The sequence below is a fragment of the Leclercia sp. W6 genome (assembly GCF_003336345.1).
In the GTDB taxonomy this organism is placed as follows: domain Bacteria; phylum Pseudomonadota; class Gammaproteobacteria; order Enterobacterales; family Enterobacteriaceae; genus Enterobacter.
Genome location: NZ_CP031104.1, coordinates 2,497,001 through 2,517,005 on the forward strand (window position 1 = coordinate 2,497,001; position 20,005 = coordinate 2,517,005).

The 20,005-nt window shown below is 57.9% G+C and carries 21 protein-coding genes and 1 tRNA gene; 15 read left to right on the plus strand and 7 right to left on the minus strand.

Features of this window, described 5'->3' with window-relative positions; all coding sequences use genetic code 11:
* Positions 1-249: 249 nt before the first annotated feature.
* The 3 genes from DVA43_RS12290 to DVA43_RS12300 form a co-directional block, all read right to left on the minus strand.
* Positions 250-1,095 (minus strand): hypothetical protein, encoded by an 846-nt coding sequence (locus DVA43_RS12290; protein ID WP_147271028.1) that lies wholly within the window; start codon positions 1,093-1,095, stop codon positions 250-252.
* A gap of 78 nt (positions 1,096-1,173) precedes the next feature.
* Positions 1,174-1,518, minus strand: a complete 345-nt coding sequence (yajD, locus tag DVA43_RS12295; RefSeq protein ID WP_103178545.1) for an HNH nuclease YajD — start codon at positions 1,516-1,518, stop codon at positions 1,174-1,176.
* Positions 1,519-1,879: 361 nt separating this feature from the next.
* Positions 1,880-1,956 (minus strand) — tRNA-Arg (locus DVA43_RS12300).
* A 220-nt stretch (positions 1,957-2,176) separates the two neighbouring features.
* Between DVA43_RS12300 and folD the strand changes: the two genes are divergently transcribed.
* The 5 genes from folD to DVA43_RS12325 all read left to right on the plus strand — a co-directional run bounded on the left by folD (position 2,177) and on the right by DVA43_RS12325 (position 6,712).
* Positions 2,177-3,043, plus strand: coding sequence for a bifunctional methylenetetrahydrofolate dehydrogenase/methenyltetrahydrofolate cyclohydrolase FolD (gene folD, locus DVA43_RS12305; RefSeq protein ID WP_103178543.1), 867 nt, complete (start codon positions 2,177-2,179; stop codon positions 3,041-3,043).
* 1 nt (position 3,044) lies between these two features.
* Positions 3,045-3,257 (plus strand): ribosome-associated protein YbcJ, encoded by a 213-nt coding sequence (gene ybcJ, locus DVA43_RS12310; protein ID WP_114315722.1) that lies wholly within the window; start codon positions 3,045-3,047, stop codon positions 3,255-3,257.
* 270 nt (positions 3,258-3,527) lie between these two features.
* Positions 3,528-5,027 (plus strand): PTS transporter subunit EIIC, encoded by a 1,500-nt coding sequence (locus DVA43_RS12315; RefSeq protein WP_103178542.1) that lies wholly within the window; start codon positions 3,528-3,530, stop codon positions 5,025-5,027.
* Positions 5,028-5,101: 74 nt separating this feature from the next.
* Positions 5,102-6,118 (plus strand): Mal regulon transcriptional regulator MalI, encoded by a 1,017-nt coding sequence (gene malI, locus DVA43_RS12320; protein ID WP_103824099.1) that lies wholly within the window; start codon positions 5,102-5,104, stop codon positions 6,116-6,118.
* 72 nt (positions 6,119-6,190) lie between these two features.
* The gene (locus DVA43_RS12325) at positions 6,191-6,712 is read left to right on the plus strand and encodes a metal-dependent hydrolase (protein ID WP_103824098.1); all 522 of its coding nucleotides are present in this window, start codon (positions 6,191-6,193) and stop codon (positions 6,710-6,712) included.
* 81 nt (positions 6,713-6,793) lie between these two features.
* On the opposite strand, the gene cysS is transcribed toward DVA43_RS12325, so the two are convergent.
* The gene (gene cysS / locus DVA43_RS12330) at positions 6,794-8,179 is read right to left on the minus strand and encodes a cysteine--tRNA ligase (protein ID WP_114315723.1); all 1,386 of its coding nucleotides are present in this window, start codon (positions 8,177-8,179) and stop codon (positions 6,794-6,796) included.
* A gap of 172 nt (positions 8,180-8,351) precedes the next feature.
* Here cysS and ppiB point away from each other — a divergent pair, with 172 nt between their 5' ends.
* The 7 genes from ppiB (at position 8,352) to mnmH (ending at position 13,074) form a co-directional block, all read left to right on the plus strand.
* The gene (gene ppiB, locus DVA43_RS12335; RefSeq protein ID WP_020685026.1) at positions 8,352-8,846 is read left to right on the plus strand and encodes a peptidylprolyl isomerase B; all 495 of its coding nucleotides are present in this window, start codon (positions 8,352-8,354) and stop codon (positions 8,844-8,846) included.
* Positions 8,847-8,849: 3 nt separating this feature from the next.
* Positions 8,850-9,572: a UDP-2,3-diacylglucosamine diphosphatase gene (gene lpxH / locus DVA43_RS12340; RefSeq protein ID WP_114315724.1), complete on the plus strand. Its 723-nt coding sequence runs from the start codon at positions 8,850-8,852 to the stop codon at positions 9,570-9,572.
* 143 nt (positions 9,573-9,715) lie between these two features.
* Positions 9,716-9,925 (plus strand): YdgH/BhsA/McbA-like domain containing protein, encoded by a 210-nt coding sequence (locus DVA43_RS12345; RefSeq protein ID WP_103178537.1) that lies wholly within the window; start codon positions 9,716-9,718, stop codon positions 9,923-9,925.
* Between the two features lie 70 nt (positions 9,926-9,995).
* Entirely contained in the window at positions 9,996-10,184 is a 189-nt protein-coding gene (locus DVA43_RS12350) for a hypothetical protein (RefSeq protein WP_114315725.1), read from the plus strand.
* 171 nt (positions 10,185-10,355) lie between these two features.
* Positions 10,356-10,865 (plus strand): 5-(carboxyamino)imidazole ribonucleotide mutase, encoded by a 510-nt coding sequence (purE, locus tag DVA43_RS12360; RefSeq protein WP_103824094.1) that lies wholly within the window; start codon positions 10,356-10,358, stop codon positions 10,863-10,865.
* Positions 10,862-11,929, plus strand: a complete 1,068-nt coding sequence (purK, locus tag DVA43_RS12365; RefSeq protein WP_114315726.1) for a 5-(carboxyamino)imidazole ribonucleotide synthase — start codon at positions 10,862-10,864, stop codon at positions 11,927-11,929. Before purE ends, purK begins: the two co-directional genes overlap by 4 nt.
* Before the next feature lie 74 nt (positions 11,930-12,003).
* Positions 12,004-13,074 (plus strand): tRNA 2-selenouridine(34) synthase MnmH, encoded by a 1,071-nt coding sequence (gene mnmH / locus DVA43_RS12370; RefSeq protein WP_114315727.1) that lies wholly within the window; start codon positions 12,004-12,006, stop codon positions 13,072-13,074.
* 124 nt (positions 13,075-13,198) lie between these two features.
* On the opposite strand, the gene DVA43_RS12375 is transcribed toward mnmH, so the two are convergent.
* The 3 genes from DVA43_RS12375 to ybbA form a co-directional block, all read right to left on the minus strand.
* Positions 13,199-14,344, minus strand: coding sequence for a porin (locus DVA43_RS12375; RefSeq protein ID WP_114315728.1), 1,146 nt, complete (start codon positions 14,342-14,344; stop codon positions 13,199-13,201).
* Positions 14,345-14,526: 182 nt separating this feature from the next.
* Positions 14,527-16,941: a putative ABC transporter permease subunit YbbP gene (gene ybbP, locus DVA43_RS12380; RefSeq protein WP_114315729.1), complete on the minus strand. Its 2,415-nt coding sequence runs from the start codon at positions 16,939-16,941 to the stop codon at positions 14,527-14,529.
* On the minus strand, positions 16,938-17,624 hold the full coding sequence (gene ybbA, locus DVA43_RS12385) for a putative ABC transporter ATP-binding protein YbbA (protein WP_103824089.1): 687 nt from the start codon (positions 17,622-17,624) through the stop codon (positions 16,938-16,940). Before ybbA ends, ybbP begins: the two co-directional genes overlap by 4 nt.
* On the opposite strand from ybbA, the gene tesA reads away from it, so the two are divergent.
* The 3 genes from tesA to DVA43_RS12400 are packed head-to-tail and all read left to right on the plus strand — an operon-like array spanning position 17,595 to position 19,929.
* Positions 17,595-18,218 carry a multifunctional acyl-CoA thioesterase I/protease I/lysophospholipase L1 gene (gene tesA / locus DVA43_RS12390; protein WP_103178530.1) on the plus strand — a complete coding sequence of 208 codons (624 nt, stop codon included), beginning with the start codon at positions 17,595-17,597 and terminating at the stop codon, positions 18,216-18,218. The genes ybbA and tesA overlap by 30 nt on opposite strands.
* On the plus strand, positions 18,208-19,017 hold the full coding sequence (locus tag DVA43_RS12395) for an SDR family oxidoreductase (protein ID WP_114315730.1): 810 nt from the start codon (positions 18,208-18,210) through the stop codon (positions 19,015-19,017). The genes tesA and DVA43_RS12395 overlap by 11 nt, the downstream gene beginning before the upstream one ends.
* Before the next feature lie 57 nt (positions 19,018-19,074).
* Positions 19,075-19,929, plus strand: a complete 855-nt coding sequence (locus DVA43_RS12400; RefSeq protein WP_103824087.1) for a co-chaperone YbbN — start codon at positions 19,075-19,077, stop codon at positions 19,927-19,929.
* Positions 19,930-20,005: the final 76 nt, after the last annotated feature.

Sequence of the window (20,005 nt, forward strand, 5' to 3'; positions counted from 1 at the left end):
TACAAATCGAATTTGCGGTGGACGTCTGCGTCGCATAAGTGTTGCGATTATGGTTGTGATATCGGAGCTTACGCCCCGTGCAGAGTCACCATTAACACTCAGTGTTCCATGTGAGATCTGCGCTCACTGCTCTTGCGGAAAAGTCCCTGTGCACCCGCAAACACTAAAGAGAATGAGAACTATACTCATTATCTTTATATGATCAAGTGTAAACAGGGGCAACAAAGTAAAAAGGGAGATAAGCGCGGGTTACTCTTTGCGGGCCTGCAACACAAAGGGGGAGTGCTGTTCGTCAACCGGCATGCTTTTCAACACCGCAGGCTGGGCGCCAGACAGCTCCGCCATCCCCAGCGCCGAAAAGACGCCGCTGTTGATGACCTCATCCGAAAACGGCACATTGCCATTTTCCTGACGAATAATCGCCTTGCTGAGGGCGCGTAATATGTCAGGCGAGGTCACATCCAGCCGGGTGGTGGGCGAGACGCCGAGCGCCTGACTGACATTCTGGATATAGGCGGTGGTATCGTTATTATCCTGCGGTGGCGCCCAGCGGGAGATAATTTTGCTGATGGTATCCAGCCCGCGTCGCTGGTAGGAGAGCAGGTTGACCCCCAGCGCGCGTATCCCGTGTTCGGGAGTAGCAAAGGTGGCGAAACGCCCGTCAGTGCCATTCTGCCCCAGCCAGCTAAATGCCCAGCTGGCTTCCAGATTGCCGGGGTTGTTATTGCGAATCCCGCGAACGCCTGCGCCTGGCGCCCTCCTGGCGGGACCGGAGCGGCTGTTTTTGTACTCAGACAGGCGGTTCATCAGCGCAATTTGCTTCTCACTCCAGCCCTGGATACGGGCGTACTGATCCAGCTGACCAAACGAGGCGGGCGTTGCGGCAACGGCGGTCTGGCGGGTATCAGCGGAATTGAGCGTCGGGATAGCAGGCTGCGAAACGATCGGTTGCGATGCGTGGGATACCTGCTGAAAAGAGGCCGGGACACTGGTCTGCGACGCCCCTGAAGATGCGGTCTGAGCCGATAGCGTCGCCACGTGCTGCGTGTTCATGCTCTGCTGCTGGACATAGTAATGCGCAATACCGGACATCATTTCCTCTGAATACTCGCCCGTTATCTGTTCGGGCGTTGCCGGGTTCGCGTCGCTTGCCCGGCCTGGACACTACATGAATTATTTTTTGTTGAGCATCGATTTCAGATCGGCAAACGGATTGTAGGTGGCTGCTCCCACATCCTTTTGCGCATCCTCACCCGCCACCACGGTGGTTCCGTACATGTCGGCTTCGGTGTACTTCGAATGCTCGTGATCGTGGCAGAACAGGCACAGCAGCTCCCAGTTACTGCCATCCTCCGGGTTATTGGTGTGGTCATGATCGATATGGTGAACCGTCAGTTCACGCAGGTTTGAATAGACAAACTCCCGCGAGCAGCGTCCGCATACCCAGGGATAGATTTTGAGGGCTTTCTCACGGTAGCCGCTTTCCAGCCGCGCGTAGTTTTTGGGGATCAGAGCCATTGCCGGTGTTACCTGTCAGAAGGTGAGACGAGAATGTCGCTACTATATCGCAGAATGGAACCGAAGGTTAAACGAGGTTTCGCGCGATTTTGTAAACCGTTTTCTGATCATTCGCCGCGGTTTCTTCAGCCAGCCCCTCGCGTATGGGTACAGCAGCCCCCCGAAAGATTGGGTCACTTTTAGGAAAGCAGATTTAAGAGGGGAGTGGATACAGAATATTAGCTATTCGTGAATAGGTTAAATATTGTGCGTGAAGGTGATGCTTAGTGGCGGGGTTTTAGGGGCAGGAAACATACACGGCAATTTACCCGGCGTGATTTATTGGTGAGGTGGGGATTTGTTGTAACTTATTGATTTTGAATGGCACGCCCTAAAGGATTCGAACCTTTGACCTACGGCTTAGAAGGCCGTTGCTCTATCCAACTGAGCTAAGGGCGCACAGAGAAGAAACTTCGCAGTGGTGAAGCGCGTGGAATTATACGGTCAACTCTGGTTGAGTCAATTGATTTTAGTACAATCCTCTTTCAGTTCATACCCCTGCCCCTCCTCAGCGCCGCTTAACAGGAAAATCCGCAAAGTGTGACTGACAGCAGCGCGCGCTTCTGACAAAATATGCTCATCCCCCCTTTCACTCCTTACAGACGGAATCTTCTCTCTGATGGCAGCAAAGATTATTGACGGTAAAACGATTGCGCAGCAGGTGCGCTCTGAGGTTGCGGAAAAAGTGGCAGCACGTCTGGCCGCGGGAAAACGCGCCCCTGGGCTGGCGGTTGTGCTGGTCGGCAGCAACCCGGCTTCACAAATTTATGTCGGCAGCAAACGTAAAGCGTGCGAAGAGGTCGGCTTTCTCTCCCGCTCTTACGATCTGCCGGAAACCACCACGGAAGCAGAGCTGCTTGAGCTGATCGATACCCTGAACGCCGATAAAGCAATCGACGGCATTCTGGTTCAGCTGCCGCTGCCTGCGGGCATCGACAATGTGAAAGTGCTGGAACGTATCGCGCCAGACAAAGACGTGGACGGCTTCCACCCGTACAACGTGGGCCGCCTGTGCCAGCGCGCGCCTCGCCTGCGTCCCTGTACGCCGCGCGGCATTGTGACCCTGCTGGAGCGTTATAACATCGACACCTACGGCCTGAACGCCGTGGTGATTGGCGCATCCAATATCGTCGGTCGCCCAATGAGCATGGAGCTGCTGCTGGCCGGCTGCACCACCACTGTGACCCACCGCTTTACCAAAAATCTGCGCCAGCACGTCGAAAATGCTGACCTGCTGATCGTGGCGGTCGGTAAGCCGGGCTTTATCCCGGGCGAGTGGATCAAGGAAGGCGCCATTGTGGTGGATGTGGGGATTAACCGTCTGGAGAGCGGCAAAGTGGTCGGCGACGTGGTGTTTGACGATGCCGCTGCCCGTGCCTCTTATATCACCCCGGTTCCGGGCGGCGTAGGTCCGATGACCGTTGCAACACTGATTCAGAATACTTTACAAGCATGCGTTGAGTATCACGACGTAGAGGAAGCGTAAGATGGCGACATTTTCATTAGGTAAACACCCGCATGTTGAGCTGTGCGATCTGCTGAAGCTCGAAGGCTGGAGCGAGAGCGGTGCCCAGGCCAAGATCGTCATTGCTGACGGTCTGGTCAAAGTGGATGGCGTGGTGGAAACCCGCAAGCGCTGCAAGATCGTAGCCGGACAGACCGTGAGCTTTGAAGGTCAGAGCGTCACCGTTACTGATTAAGCTGTTCTATGCCCGGTGGCGCTGCGCTTACCGGGCCTACGGATTTTGTAGATCGGGTAAGCGCAGCGCCACCCGACAATCCCTCCCCAAATCCCTCATAATCATCACGGTTAATTATCGATCAACTTCAAATAATCACTATTTCATCTGTTAAAAGGTGAGAATTCAGTTGCGCGGATTTCACCCTTTCATCACGATAAGTAGAACGTTCTACTAAAACGTTCTACTCACTATAACAGCGCTCACAGAGCGCACTCGGGGGAAATCAGCATGAGTCTGATATCAGGGTTTGTTAAATCGCTGTCAAAATTGTCGATGATTGGTCGCGCATTAATGCTGCCGATCTCGCTGCTTCCCGCTGCGGGCCTGCTGCTGGCTTTCGGCGATAAATTCCACCTGCCGTTGATGATGAACGCGGGCGGCGTTATTTTTGATAACCTGCCGATGCTGTTTGCCATCGGCTCTGCCGTCGGCCTGGCGTCAGAATCGGGTATCGCCGCGCTGTCGGCAGCGGTGGCGGTGTTTGTCACCAACATCACCATTGGCACCGTGCTCGGCATTACGCCGGAGATGGCCTCCCAGGGTGGCAAGTACGCCATGGTGGTGGGCATCCCGACCCTGCAGATGGGCGTCTTTGGCGGCCTGCTGTGCGGGATCCTCGCCGCGTGGTGTTATAACCGCTTCCACACCATGCAGCTGCCGGAGTTCCTCGGCTTCTTCTCCGGAAAACGTTTTGTGGCGATCGCCACGGCGTTCCTCTCATTCGTGATGGGGCTGCTGCTGCCGTACGTCTGGCAGCATATCCAGGCCGGTATCGACGCGCTGTCGGTGATCGTTAACGGTGATAACCAGGCGGCCTCGACCTTTATCTTTGGTCTGGTGGAGCGTGCGCTGATCCCGCTGGGTCTGCACCATATCTGGTATCCATCGTTCTGGTACTCGTTCGGGGATTACACTACCCAGGCGGGCCAGGTGATCCACGGCGACCAGACCATCTGGTTCAAGATGCTGGAAGAAGGGGTGAAATCCTTCAGCAGCGATACCTACCAGAACGCCGGAAAATTCATGCAGGGCGAGTTCCCGCTGATGCTGTTCGCGCTGCCTGCGGCCTGTCTGGCGATGTACCACGAAGCACACACCAAAAACAAAAAGATTGCCGCCGGTATTCTCTTCTCCGCGGCACTCACCTGCTTCCTGACCGGGATCACCGAGCCGGTGGAGTTCACCTTTATCTTTGTGGCGCCGATCCTCTACGTCTTTAACGCCATCATGGCGGGCCTGGCCTACATGACCATGTACCTGCTGCATGCGCATATCGCCAAGTCCTTCTCCGCGGGCTTTATCGACTACCTGTCGTTCGGGATCCTGCCGTCGTTCAACGGCTACCAGACCAACTTCCTCAACGCCATTATCATCGGTGTCCCGATGGCGCTGATTTACTACTTCACCTTCCGCTTCGTGATCCGTCGTTTCGACGTGAAAACGCCGGGCCGCACTGAAGTGACAGCCAATGCGGACGATAAAACCGATACCGAAATCGCCAACGAAATCATCGGCCTGCTCGGTGGCGCGCAGAACATCAACTCTGTCGGCTCCTGCATCACCCGCCTGCGTCTGGAAGTGGCGAAGAGCGATGTGGTGGACAAAGACGGTCTGAACGGCCTCGGCGCACGCGGCGTGGTCTTCGTCGGTGACTCCGGCATTCAGGTTATCTTTGGCGCCCGGGCGCAGTTTATCGCCCAGACGATGTCCACCCTAATCGGTAAATAATAAGCTGCCTGTCCGACACGTCTCCTGTACTCTTACGGGAGGCGTTGTCTTATCAGGCATTTCAGGGAGAAGATGTGAAGAAGGTCAGCATCATTGATGTCGCCAGAGAGGCAGGGGTTTCGGTCTCTACCGTCTCGCTGGTTCTGCGTCAGAAAGGAAAGATCTCAGAGGCGACGATCGAAAAAGTCCACGCCGCCATCACCGCCCTGGGCTACGTGCATAACGTGGCCGCCGCCAATCTTCGCGCCAACACCTCCAACCTTATCGGCCTGATCCTGCGCGATTTCAGCGACAGCTTTTCCATTAAGGTAATGGCAAGCATCGTCCAGGAGCTGGAAAAGCAAGGGTATATGGTCTTTCTCGGCCAGCCGCTGAACGACGGTGAGCATCTTGAGCGCTGCCTGCTCTCCTTTAAGCAGCAGGGGGTTGCCGGGGTGATCTACCTCTCCTCCAGCGCCCGGCAGGCCACCCTGCCCGCACTGATCCGCCAGTGCCCGCTGCCGCTGGTGGCGGTCTCCCAGTCGCTGCTCAACGAAACCTGCAATCTGGTGATGCGCGATAACCGCCAGGCGGCGCATCTGGCGACCCGCTATCTGATTGAGCGGGGCCATCGCAATATCGCCTATATCGGTGGCCGGGAAGGCGACTTAATCCGCGAGCAGCGGCTGCTCGGTTTTCGCAGCGCGATGACGCAAAACGGGCTGGTGTTCCGCGACGAATTCGCTCCCGTCTGCAGCGACGATACCCAGGCGGTGAGTTTCGCCACCCGTCAGCTGCTGGAAAAAAACAACACCATTACCGCCCTGCTCTGCCACTCCCCGGATGCGATGATTGGCTCTATCTCCGGGATCCATCACGTTGGCCGCACCGTGGGGAAAGATGTCTTCCTCACCCAGCAGGTGGCGCTGGTGGGATTTGAAGATATGCTGCACGTCAACCTCACCTCCCCGTCCTTTACCTATGTCTCCTCCGCCAGCGAAGAGACGGGGCGTCAGGCGGCGGGGTTAATGATCCGCCAGCTAAAAGAGCCTGAGCTGCAAACCCAGCGCATTACTCTCTCGGGGCAGCTCGTCGCCCGGGAATCGGCATAATTCAGATTTACGCCCGGCTCTGCGTTAAGCCGCGCTCTGCTATATTTCCATGATTTGCCATGGATAATCCTTATGCCAACCATTATTACCCACGCCGCTGTGCCGGTTTGCCTCGGCTTAGGACTGGGCAGCCGGGTGATCCCCCCTCGCCTGCTGTTCGCCGGGATCGTTCTCGCCATGCTGCCGGATGCCGACGTACTCGCGTTTAAGTTTGGCGTCGCCTACGGCAATATTTTTGGTCATCGCGGGTTTACCCACTCGCTGCTCTTTGCCTTTGTGGTGCCATTACTCTGCGTGCTGGTCGGGCGACGGTGGTTCCGGGCGGGGCTGGTGCGCTGCTGGCTGTTTTTAACCGTGTCGCTGCTGTCGCACAGCCTGCTGGATTCGGTGACGACGGGCGGGAAGGGGGTCGGCTGGCTGTGGCCATGGTCGGATGAACGCTTTTTTGCGCCGTGGCAGGTGATCAAGGTCGCGCCCTTTGCGCTGTCGCGCTACACCACGCCGTACGGGCATCAGGTGATTATCTCGGAACTGCTATGGGTGTGGCTGCCGGGGGTTATCGTGATGGGTTTGTTGTGGTGGAAGCGGCGTTAAAAAAGCCGGGTGGCGGCTGCGCCTTACCCGGCCTACAAAAACCCATGTCCGGCAAGCGATGCGCCGCCGGACATGATGGACTTACTTACGGCGCCAGGTGGTGCCCTGCGGGCCATCTTCCAGGATGATGCCCATCTCGGTGAGACGGTTACGCGCGGCATCGGCCGCGGTCCAGTCTTTCGCCTGACGCGCTTCCAGACGCGCCTTGATTAACGCTTCAATCTCAGCCACTTCGCCGTCATCCGTCTGCGCACCGCTCTGCAGGAACGCTTCCGGCGCCTGTTCCAGCAGACCCAGTACGCCAGACAGTTTACGCATATGAGAGGCCAGCGCGTTGGCGGCGTGCGCATCTTCCCCTTTCAGACGGTTCACTTCACGCGCCATATCGAACAGCACAGAGTAGGCTTCCGGCGTGTTGAAGTCGTCATTCATCGCCTCGATAAAGCGGGCTTCAAACGCCTCGCCGCCCGCAGCCGCCACGGAGGTGTCGGTCCCGCGCAGGGCGGTGTAGAGACGCTCGAGAGCAGAACGCGCCTGCTTGAGGTTCTCTTCGCTGTAGTTCAGCTGGCTGCGATAGTGGCCGGACATCAGGAAGTAGCGGATGGTTTCAGCATCGTAATACTTCAGCACGTCGCGCACGGTGAAGAAGTTGCCCAGCGATTTGGACATCTTCTCGCGGTCAATCATCACCATCCCGGAGTGCATCCAGTAGTTCACATATTCGCCGTCATGGGCGCAGGTGGACTGGGCGATTTCGTTTTCATGGTGCGGGAACATCAGGTCAGAACCGCCGCCGTGAATATCGAAATGGTTACCCAGCTGTTTGCAGTTCATGGCCGAACACTCAATGTGCCAGCCCGGACGGCCCGCGCCCCACGGGGACGGCCAGCTTGGTTCACCCTCTTTGGACATCTTCCACAGCACGAAGTCCATCGGGTTGCGTTTAACCTCAACCACATCCACACGCGCCCCGGCCTGGAGCTGATCCAGATCCTGGCGGGAGAGCTGACCGTAATGCGGATCGGTCGGCACGTCGAACATGACGTCGCCATTGTCCGCCACGTAGGCGTGGCCTTTGGCGATCAGCTGTTCGGTGATCTCAATGATCTCAGGGATATGGTGCGTCGCACGCGGCTCCATGTCCGGGCGCAGAATATTCAGCGCGTCGAAATCCTTGTGCATTTCGCCAATCATACGATCGACTAAATCGACAAAGTTTTCCCCATTTTCGTTCGCGCGTTTGATAATTTTGTCGTCGATATCGGTGATATTGCGTACATACTTAAGGTTGTACCCAAGGAAGCGCAGATAGCGCGAGACCACGTCGAAGGCGACAAAAGTACGGCCATGGCCGATATGACAGAGATCGTAAACGGTAATACCACACACGTACATGCCGACTTCCCCGGCATGAATAGGTTTGAATTCCTCTTTTTGGCGCGTCAGTGTGTTGAAGATTTTTAACATCGAAGATTCCATGTGAGACGTGTGTGGGTGAAAACAGCATATTCTAATGGTAATTCAAACCCGAAGCAGCACGCAATGCAAGGTGATCGCGTCGTGAGGTTATGCTATAACAAGCGCTTATTGTGGCCCCTGGCGGGGTCGAAGCACCACTATAACGGAACAGGATGCAAAAATGGTTACTTTCCACACTAATCATGGCGATATCGTAATCAAAACCTTTGATGACAAAGCGCCTGAAACAGTTAAAAACTTCCTGGACTACTGCCGCGAAGGTTTCTACAACAACACCATTTTCCACCGTGTCATTAACGGCTTTATGATCCAGGGCGGCGGTTTTGAACCTGGCATGAAACAGAAAGAGACCAAAGAGGCGATCAAAAACGAAGCTAATAACGGTCTGAAAAACACCCGCGGTACCCTGGCGATGGCACGTACTCAGGCGCCACACTCTGCCACCGCGCAGTTCTTCATTAACGTAGCAGACAACGACTTCCTGAACTTCTCTGGCGAAAGCCTGCAGGGTTGGGGCTACTGCGTGTTTGCAGAAGTGGTAGAAGGTATGGACGTGGTTGACAAGATCAAAGCCGTTTCTACCGGCCGCAGCGGCATGCACCAGGACGTTCCAAAAGAAGACGTTGTAATCACAAGCGTGACCGTCAGCGAATAATTCGTGGCGACACTCTTTATTGCAGATCTGCATCTGCAAACAGAAGAACCGGCGATCACCGCCGGTTTTCTGCGTTTTTTACAGGGTGAAGCCCGCCACGCCGATGCGCTTTACATCCTGGGGGGTCTGTTCGAAGCCTGGATTGGCGACGACGATCCGAACCCGCTGCACCGCGAGATAGCGAGTGCGCTTAAAGCGCTGGTCGACTCTGGCGTCCCCTGCTTCTTTATCCACGGCAACCGCGACTTTCTGCTGGGCAAACGCTTCGCCCGGGAAAGCGGCATGATCCTGCTGGCGGAAGAGACCGTCCTCGACCTGTATGGCCGCCGGGTGCTGATTATGCATGGCGACACGCTCTGCACCGACGATACCGGCTATCTGGCGTTTCGCGCCAAAGTGCATACCCCCTGGATCCAGACCCTGTTTCTCGCCCTGCCGCTGTTTATCCGCAGCCGTATCGCCGCGAAGATGCGCGCTGGCAGCAAGGCCGCCAACAGCAGCAAATCGATGACCATCATGGACGTGAACCCGCAGGCGGTGGTCAGCGTGATGGAAAAACACCAGGTCCAGTGGCTGATCCACGGCCATACCCATCGCCCGGCCATGCATGACCTGACCGCCAACGGCGAGCAAGCCCACCGCGTGGTGTTAGGCGCCTGGCATAGCGAAGGATCGATGATTAAGGTCACGCCCGAAGGCGTGGAACTGATCGCTTTCCCTTTCTGAAATCCCCGCCTGAAAATTATTCAATTTTTTTGAACTCCTCCCGCAAATTGTTTTGATTTTAATCACACTTTGGTCGGCCTATGATTACTCACATCAGGGCAACAACGCCCTACTCCAGACAAATCAGCTTAAGGAATACGACCATGAAATCCATCAAAACTTTCGTTGCAGTTGCCGCACTTTCTCTGATCTCTTTCGGTTCTTTTGCCCAGAGTGTGAGCGCCACCGCCTCTACCATTGACCGCGCCGAAGCCAAAATCGCCGCTCAGGCCGCTAAAGAGGGTGCAGCCTACAAAATCACCAGCGCCCAGTTCGACAACCGTGTGTACATGACCGCTGAACTGACTAAATAACTTAATGCATTGCCGTGCCGCCAGATAAAAGACCAGCGACAGCGACAATACGATGAACAAGGAAAAGAGAATGAAAAATATCAGTATCGTCAGCGCCCTGCTGCTGGCCGCTTCCCTGACTTCTGGCGCGATGGCCGCCGAGAACACCTTCTCCACCCCGGAGGCGGGTTCGAATATCGACACGGCTGTACATCAAAATCATATTGATGTGAGCCATGCTTTTGATAAAGAGAGCCTGACCGCAGGTAATCTCCTGTAAATTGTCAAAGCAACCTGTGAAAAGACCGCCTTTCGGCGGTTTTTTTGTGGCAGAAAGCGCGGGATTTTGCCGGAAGTTTTAGCCGCGCAACCGTTTTCCTTGCCTGTGTATCGTGCTATTCTCTGTCACCTCAAAAGCCGAGAGTTGTGCACCACAGGAGTTTTAAGACGCATGTCTTCCAGCAATAATCCGGCGCGTGTCGCCATCGTGATGGGGTCCAAAAGCGACTGGGCTACCATGCAGTTCGCCGCCGAAATCTTTGACATCCTGAACGTTCCTCACCACGTTGAAGTGGTCTCCGCGCACCGCACCCCCGATAAACTGTTCAGCTTCGCCGAAAGCGCGGAAGAGAACGGTTATGAGGTGATTATTGCCGGTGCCGGCGGCGCCGCGCATCTGCCTGGTATGATTGCCGCCAAAACCCTGGTGCCGGTGCTCGGCGTCCCGGTTCAGAGCGCAGCCCTGAGCGGTGTCGACAGCCTCTACTCCATCGTGCAGATGCCGCGCGGCATTCCGGTAGGGACGCTGGCGATTGGCAAAGCGGGTGCAGCTAACGCCGCGCTGCTGGCCGCTCAGATCCTGGCAACTCATGATAAAGAACTGCATCAGCGCCTGGTCGCGTGGCGTACCGCCCAGACCGACGAGGTACTGGAAAACCCGGACCCGCGAGGTGCGGCATGAAGCAGGTTTGCGTCCTTGGTAACGGTCAGTTAGGCCGTATGCTGCGCCAGGCTGGTGAACCGCTGGGGATCGCCGTCTGGCCGGTCGGGCTGGACGATGAACCCGAAGCCGTGCCGTTTCAGCAGAGCGTCATCACCGCAGAAATCGAACGCTGGCCAGAAACGCCGTTAACCCGCGAGCTGGCTCGTCATAACGCCTTCGTTAACCGCGATGTCTTTCCGATTATTGCTGACCGTCTGACGCAAAAGCAGCTGTTCGACGATCTGCATCTCGCTACCGCGCCGTGGCAGCTGCTGAGTGAAAAAAGCCAGTGGCCGGGTGTGTTTGACTCTCTGGGCGAACTGGCGATCGTTAAGCGCCGCGTGGGTGGCTACGATGGCCGCGGCCAGTGGCGTCTGCGCGCCGGGGAAACCGACCAGCTGCCGGACGAGTGCTACGGCGAATGCATCGTTGAGCAGGGCATTAATTTCAGCGGTGAAGTGTCGCTGGTGGGTGCCCGCGCCCACGACGGCAGCACGGTCTTTTATCCCCTGACCCATAACCTGCATCAGGACGGGATCCTGCGCACCAGCGTGGTTTTCCCGCAGGCCAACGCAGCGCAACAAGCGCAGGCAGAAAGCATGCTCTCTGCCATCATGCAGGCGCTGGGCTACGTCGGCGTAATGGCGATGGAGTGCTTCGTCACCCCGGAAGGCCTGCTGATCAACGAGCTGGCACCCCGCGTCCACAATAGCGGCCACTGGACGCAAAACGGCGCCTCCATTAGCCAGTTTGAGCTGCATCTGCGTGCTATCACTGGCCTGCCGCTGCCGCAGCCGGTGGTCAACAGCCCGTCGGTGATGATCAACCTGATCGGCACCGATCTGAACTACGACTGGCTGAAGCTGCCGCTGGTGCATCTCCACTGGTACGATAAAGAGGTGCGTCCGGGACGCAAGGTCGGCCATCTCAACTTGAATGACAGCGATATCCCTCGCCTTTGCGCAACGCTTGAAGCGATTGTCCCGCTGCTGCCGCCGGAGTACGCCAGCGGGATTGCCTGGGCGCAGTCAACGCTCAGCTAAGCCTCACCGCCGGGGAGTTGACCTTCCCCTTCCCCGGCGTAAAATCCTGCCCATTGTTGTTTTGAGGGATCCTTATGAACGATGGGACGGACTACCGCGCCATACTTGCTACCGACACGCCATTAATTGACGTGCGTGCCCCCGTGGAATTTGCTCAGGGCGCCATGCCTGCGGCACACAACCTGCCTTTGATGAACGACGACGAACGCGCCGCCGTGGGCACCTGCTATAAACGCCAGGGTCCGGAGGCGGCACTGGCGCTCGGCCACCGTCTGGTAAGCGGTGAGACGCGTGAAGAGCGCCTGGAGGCCTGGCGCGCCGCCTGCCTTGCCCACCCGCAGGGCTATCTCTGCTGCGCCCGGGGCGGACAGCGCTCGCATATCGCGCAGGCGTGGCTGAAAGAGGCCGGGGTGGATTATCCGCTGATCGTCGGCGGCTACAAGGCGCTACGCCAGGCGGCTATCCAGGCAACCGTTGAGCAGGCGCAAAAACCCAGCGTACTGATTGGCGGCTGCACCGGGAGCGGCAAAACGCTGCTGGTGAAGGCGCATCCTGAGGGCGTCGATCTCGAAGGGCTGGCGCACCACCGCGGCTCCTCCTTTGGCCGCACGCTGGCTCCGCAGCTGTCGCAGGCCAGTTTTGAAAACCATCTCGCCGTCGAGTTACTGAAAAAGGATGCCGCGCGCTGGGTGCTGGAAGATGAGGGGCGGATGATTGGCTCCAACCACCTGCCGGAGAGCCTGCGCGACCGCATGGCGCAGTCGCCCATTGTGGTGGTTGAGGACCCGTTTGAGGTGCGCCTTGAGCGCCTGCGCGAAGAGTATTTCGAGCAGATGTGGCAGGCCTTTCGCGAAGCGCGGGGGGAAGAGGCGGGCTGGCTGGAGTACGCGGAGTATCTGCACCACGGCCTGTTTGCCATTCGCCGCCGCCTTGGGTTACAGCGTTATGCCGAATTGACCGCCCTGCTGGATTCCGCGCTCGTTGAACAGCAGCGTACCGGCAGTACGGAGGCGCATCTCAGCTGGCTGGCGCCGCTGCTCAATGACTATTACGACCCGATGTATCGCTATCAGCTGGAGAAGAAGGCGGAGAAGATTGTCTATCGCGGGACGTATGGGGACGTGGCGGAGTGGCTGAGCCGCTGACAGAACGCCGGGTGGCGCTGCGCTTACCCGGCCTACGTCGTCCCGGTGCGCGAAGCGCCACCGGGGAACAAACCGCACCATACGTAGCCCCGGTAAGCGTAGCGCCACCGGGGGAAAAGACGACTCAGAAGTCGTAACGCAAACGCACCAGGTTCATATCGCCCAGATCGTCGGTGCTGGAGGTGAATACGTGCTCGTAATCGACGCGGAAGCCGTAGTCCAGCTGGAAGCTGATCCCTACGCCGTTGTCGATGCGCTGGTAGTTGCGGCCATTCATGGTCTCAATACGGTCACCCATGAAGTAAGGCTGGATCGTTTTCACCGCATACTGACCAATCGGGAATTTATAGCCCGCGAAGTACTCAATACCCCACGCATCACCCGCGAAGTAGTCATTTACCGACACTTTTTTGCTGGTCATAAAGTTCTGATACCAGCCGCCGCCTGCGGAGAAGGTCCAGTTGTCCGGCGTCCAGCTCAGCGCGGTACCGAGGATGTTCTGATCCCAGGTTTTGCTGTCGCCATTATCCGGGTTACGCATGTCGGCGCGGGTGTAGTTCCAGGCCGCGCCCCAGGTCAGATCGGTGGTCAGACGATAATCCAGACCCAGTGAACCGCCGCCTTTACGTTTGTAACGCAGGCCGTTGCCCGGCAGATATTCGCTGTCTTCGAACAGGTAAGAGGCGTAGATATCGGCATCGCCGAGGGTTTTCTTGTATTTCAGCATCTGGCGTGAACGGTAAGAACCGTCGTAGTCGCCGTTGATGCCGTTACCCGGGGCCTGGCCGATCATGTCGTAGTCCCAGATATCGGTTTTCGCGCCGACCACATCGTAATAGACGCTGTTCTGCTGACCGAAGGTCAGAGTGCCCCAGGTGTCGCTCTTCAGGCCGGTGTAGAGCATACGACGGGAGGTGTCGTGCGCGCCGTCGGCGTGGTGGTTGTCCCAGTTAAACTGCGCCGGAATGTTCACCCCCAGCTCGTAGTAGCTGACCCAGCTGATGTCATCAAACAGGTAGTAATCCGCAGCGAAACGGAAGCGGGTGCCGCCGTCAAAGCCGTTACGCTTGTAGCTGTTTTTGCCGTCGTCGCCGGTCATGTTCTGGAACTGAGGACGAATACTGCCGCCAACGGTGAAATTCAGACGGCTCAGCGGGTTGCCCGCCTGCGGATCTTGTTTCAGTACGGTGATTTCAGCCTGGGATGCAAAAGACGCCAATGCCACTGCTGCGCCGATCGTTACCGCCAGCGCTTTTTTAGTTATGGTCATTATTTTTCCTTGATAGACACACTGCCATTTATTTAGCAGGTAAATATTAACCAGGATTTATCTGTCCGTGTTGCCCGGTTTTTAATGATTTGTGCCACTAAAATTCAAGGATTTATTTTTTTATGCTACTTAAGTGGAACGCGCCGGTATATTAACCGGCGCGCAATGATTGCAGAGGGGAATTAACCAGAGAACTGACGGAACAGGGCTTTGCCTTTCAGTAAACGCGCCCCCAGCCAGCCGCCACACAGCGAAAGCAGCACCGCTCCGCTGAGCGGCAGGATCGCCCACAGCCGCCAGTCTGGCTCCCACGGGAAGTCGAACACCCGGGTTTGCAGCACCGCCAGCGCGGTTTCTGCCCCAATGGCCGCGACCAGGCCAGCTACCAGCCCCAGTAGGGCGAACTCGCTCCACAGTGTGGTCCGCAGCAGCTTTTTGCCCGCCCCCAGGGTACGGTAGACCACCAGCTCCTGATGACGCTGGCGCATCCCGACCTGCACCTGGGCCAGCAGCAGCAGCACGCCGCAAATTGTGACCAGCACCACCATCACCTCCAGCGCCCGGCTCACCTGCTCCAGCACCTGCCCGACCTGTTTAAGGATCGCGCCGATATCCAGCAGGCTGATGGTCGGGAACTCGCGGTTAAGCTGGGTGAGCATGCCGTTGCCATTCTCCCAGCGGAAGCTGGTGAGCCAGCTCTGGGGCTGCCCGTCCAGCGCCCCGGCGGGGAAGATAAAGAAGAAGTTAGGCCGCAGGCTCTCCCAGTCGACCTTGCGCAGGCTGGTGACTTTCGCGCGGAAATCCTGCGTATCGCCGGTAAAGGTCACCGTATCCCCCAGGGCGACGTTGAGGCGTTTCGCCAGCCCCTCCTCCATGGAGACTTCGCCCGCTTTTGGCGGCCAGTTGCCGGCCACAATGGGGTTGTGATCCGGGCGCTTATCCTGCCAGGTGAGGTTCAGCTCGCGGTTGAGGGATTCATCTTTGTTGCCCTCGGTGGACTGTCCGTTAATCTGGGTCAGACGCGCCCTCACAATGGGATAGTAAGACTCCGGGATAATCTGGTGTTCAGCGAGAAATGCTTTCAGGGGCGTTACCTGCTCCGGGGCGATGTTGATCAAAAAGTAGTTCGGGCTTTCTGGCGGGAGCTGCTGTTGCCAGCGATCCAGCAGATCGCCGCGCAGCACCAGCAACAATGCCAGCAGCATAAATGAGAGCGAAAATGCCGACAGCTGGCTGAGAGTCGACCACGGCTGGCGCAGCAGGCGATTTACCGCCAGACGCACCGGCAGCGATTTTACCGTCAATCCTTTCAGCACGCTTAGCAGCATCCAGCCCAGCACGCCGCAGAGCAGCGCCAGCACGACGGCGCCAGCCAGCACGGCCCATAGCAGCATGCTCCCACCCATCAGCCAGGCGAGGAGCATCACCACCACCGCCACGATAGCCGGAATGTAATATTTCAGCGGCCAGACGCTGGCCACCACGTCGCGACGCAGAACACGCAGGGGCTGTGTCGCCAGCAGCAGGCGGTAAGGACGCAGCCCCACCAGCAGCGAAATGACGGTCATCGCCCCGATCGCCCAGAGCCACGGCCACAGGCTGGCAGGGGGCAGCGCGACGGGCAGCACCGGCTTGAGAAGTACCATCAGCACCTTTTCAAACAGTAGCCCCATCATCCCGCCGGTGAGAGCCGAGAGCGTCAGCACCATCAGCCACTGACCGATAATCAGTTTGCGCAGCTGCGTCCTGCCCGCCCCCAGCGTTTTGAGGATCGCCACCAGATCGTAGCGGCTGCGGCAGTAGTGCCCCATCGCTACCGCTACTGCCGCCACCGCCAGCAGCAGCGTCAGCAACGCCGAGAGCAGCAGGAACTGCTGAGAACGCTCCAGTGATTTGCCGAGCGCGCCCTCCTCCTGCTCCATCCCGGACCAGCGGTGCTCTGCCTTCAGCTGCGGCAGGAGCCATTTTTCATAACGTTCCAGTTGCGCGGGCGTGCCGCCAAACTTAAAGCGCCAGGTGACGCGGCTGCCGGGCTGCACCGCCGCGGTTTTGGCGACATCGGCGGTGTTCATCAGCAGACGCGGTGCCATCTGGAAGGGGTTAAAACCGGAGTCCGGCTCCTGCACCACCTCCCCGGCGATTTTCAGGGTGGCATCGCCGACATCAATACTGTCGCCGGTTTTTAAATTCAGCAGCGCCATCAGACGCGACGCCAGCAGCACCGTGCCCGGCGCAGGCTTCAGCCCCGGCGGGTTGGTCTGGAGCTCGCCGTAGAGCGGATAGATATCATCGACCGCCTTCACGCTCGCCAGCTGCGGCGTCTCGGCGGCAAAGGTCATGGTCTGGAAACTGATCTGCTCGCTGACCTTCAGCCCCTCTTTTCTCGCCTCCGCGATCCACGCCTGCGGCACCTCGCGGGAGCTGCGCAGCGTCCGGTCGCCAGCCATAAACTCACGGCTTTGCTGGCTGAGCCCCTTTTCCATCCGATCGCTGACGCTGCCGAGCGCCAGTACGCAGGCCACCGCCAGGCTTAGCGCCAGCCAGACAATCAGCAGCGAGGGAGAGCGCCATTCGCGCCAGAACCAGCGGGCAATCATGCTTCCTCCTGCAGTTCGCCATTGACCAGACGCAGGCGGCGATCGCAGCGGGCGGCCAGCTGCGGATCGTGGGTGACGAGAATCAGCGTCGTGCCGTGTTCACGGTTCAGGGAAAAGAGCAGATCGGCAATTTTGTCTCCGGTCTGGCGATCGAGGTTGCCGGTGGGTTCGTCGGCAAATAGCACATCCGGGCGACCGTTAAACGCCCTGGCCAGCGCCACGCGCTGCTGCTCGCCGCCGGAGAGCTGTGCAGGAAGGTGATCGAGGCGTTTTCCCAGCCCCAGCTGTTGCAGCAGCGCGCTGGCGCTCTCCCGGCTCTGGGCGGTGTTCTCACCGCGCAGCAGCCCCGGCAGCTCGACGTTCTCCAGCGCGTTGAGGGTTGGGATCAACATAAACGACTGGAACACAAAGCCAATGTGCTTTGCCCGCAGGGCGGCGCGCGCCTCTTCATCGAGCTTATGCAAGGGTTGCCCGACCAGGTTAACCTCGCCGCTGCTGCCGTCATCCAGACCGGCGAGGATCGCCAGCAGCGTGGATTTGCCGGAGCCCGATTCACCAATCAGGGCGATGCTCTGCCCGCGTTTGACAATGAGTTCAACTCCGGTGAGGATGGAAAGCTCGTGCTCACCCTGACCCACGGACTTCTTAAGATGATGAACTTCAACAATGTTTTCCGCTGGCATTTGCCCTTCCTGTTTTTGATGCTGTTCTCATTTCGCGCCGCAGCTGCGGACACGCTATTAATTCTGGGTGACAGTCTGAGTGCTGGCTACCGGATGGCGGCCAGTGCCGCCTGGCCTGCGCTGCTGAATGATAAATGGCAGAGCAAAACGTCGGTTGTTAACGGCAGCATTAGCGGGGATACCTCCCAGCAAGGGCTCTCCCGTCTGCCTGCCCTGCTGAAACAGCACCAGCCGCGCTGGGTGCTGGTGGAGCTTGGCGGCAATGACGGCCTGCGCGGTTTCCAGCCACAGCAGACCGAGCAAACCCTGCGCAAAATTTTGCAGGATATCCGCGCCGCGAACGCCCAGCCGTTGCTGATGCAAATTCGACTGCCTGCCAACTATGGTCGTCGGTATAATGAAGCCTTTAGCGCGATATATCCGAAGCTTGCTAAAGAGTTCGATATTCCGCTGCTGCCCTTTTTTATGGAAGAGGTTTACCTGAAACCGCAGTGGATGCAGGACGACGGCATTCACCCCAATCGGGACGCCCAACCGTTTATCGCCGACTGGATGGCAACCCGGTTGGCTCCATTAGTTAAACATGACTCGTAATTCAACGGAGATCCTGACAGGTAAAGTTATGCAAAAATCGGTCTTAATTACAGGATGTTCCAGTGGCATTGGCCTGGAAAGCGCCCTTGAGCTGAAGCGTCAGGGGTTCTGGGTGCTGGCCGCCTGCCGTAAACCGGAAGATGTTGAACGGATGAACGGCATGGGCTTAACCGGCGTACAGCTGGATCTGGATTGTACCGACAGCATTGAGCGCGCCGCCGATGAGGTGATCGCTCTCACCAATAATCGTCTGTACGGGCTGTTTAACAATGCCGGTTTCGGCGTTTACGGCCCGCTGCAGAGCGTCACCCGCCAGCAGCTTGAAGCGCAATTCTCCGCCAACTTTTTTGGCGTTCATCAGCTGACCATGCGCCTGCTGCCAGCCATGCTGCCGCACGGCGAAGGCCGGATTGTGATGACCTCCTCAGTGATGGGGCTTATCTCTACCCCGGGCCGCGGGGCTTACGCCGCCAGCAAATATGCGCTGGAAGCCTGGTCAGATGCCCTGCGCATGGAGCTCCGTCACAGCGGCATCAAGGTGAGCCTGATTGAACCTGGCCCTATCCGCACCCGCTTTACCGACAACGTCAATCAAACCCAGGCTGACAAACCGGTGGAAAATCCCGGTATCGCCGCCCGTTTTACCCTGGGGCCGGAGGCGGTGGTCGCCAAAGTGCGCCATGCTTTTGAGAGCAAAAACCCCAAACTGCGTTATCCGGTCACGCTGGTGACCCACGCCGTCGGCCTGCTGAAGCGTCTGCTGCCAGGCCGGATGATGGACAAATTTTTACAGGGTTGAGTTGAAGCCACGCGCCACGCCCCCATGTAAACAGAAACTCATAATTGGGATAGCCGCATGTCCGTACAGAATATTGTCAACATTACCGAAGCCAACCTGCACCAGACCCTTGAACAGTCGATGACCAAACCGGTGCTGTTCTACTTCTGGTCTGAACGCAGTCAGCACTGTCTGGAGCTGACGCCGGTGCTCGAGAAGCTGGCAGCCCAGTATAACGGTCAGTTTATCCTGGCGAAGCTGGACTGCGATGCCGAGCAGATGATTGCCTCCCAGTTTGGCCTGCGCGCCATTCCAACGGTTTATCTGTTCCAGAACGGTCAGCCGGTGGATGGCTTCCAGGGCCCGCAGCCGGAAGAGGCGATCCGCGCCCTGCTGGATAAAGTGCTGCCGCGTGAAGAGGAGCTGAAAGCGCAGCAGGCGGCAGCGTTGATGGCCGAAGGCAAACATGACGAAGCTCTGCCGCTGTTGAAAGAGGCGTGGCAGCTCTCCGGTCAGAATGGTGAAATTGGCCTGCTGCTGGCGGAAACGCTGATTATCTTAAAGCGTTCTGAAGAGGCTGAAGTGGTGCTGAAAACCATCCCATTGCAGGATCAGGATACCCGCTATCAGGGGCTGGTGGCGCAAATTGAACTGCTGAAACAAGCGGCGGATACGCCGGAAATTCAGCAGCTGCAACAGCAGGTTGCCGACAACCCTGACGACGCGGTACTGGCGAGCCAGCTTGCGCTGCAGCTGCATCAGGTGGGTCGTAACGAAGAGGCGCTGGAACTGCTGTTCAGCCATCTTAAAAAGGATCTGGCTGCGGCAGACGGCCAGGCGCGCAAAATGTTCCAGGAAATTCTGGCCGCCCTCGGGACGGGTGATTCACTGGCTTCGACCTATCGCCGTAAACTTTACGCTCTGCTGTACTGATTCTGCCAGCTGGCCGGTCAGTGCCGTCTTAAATACTCTGTCAGCCGCCGTTATGGCGGCTTTTTTATCTCTGCCG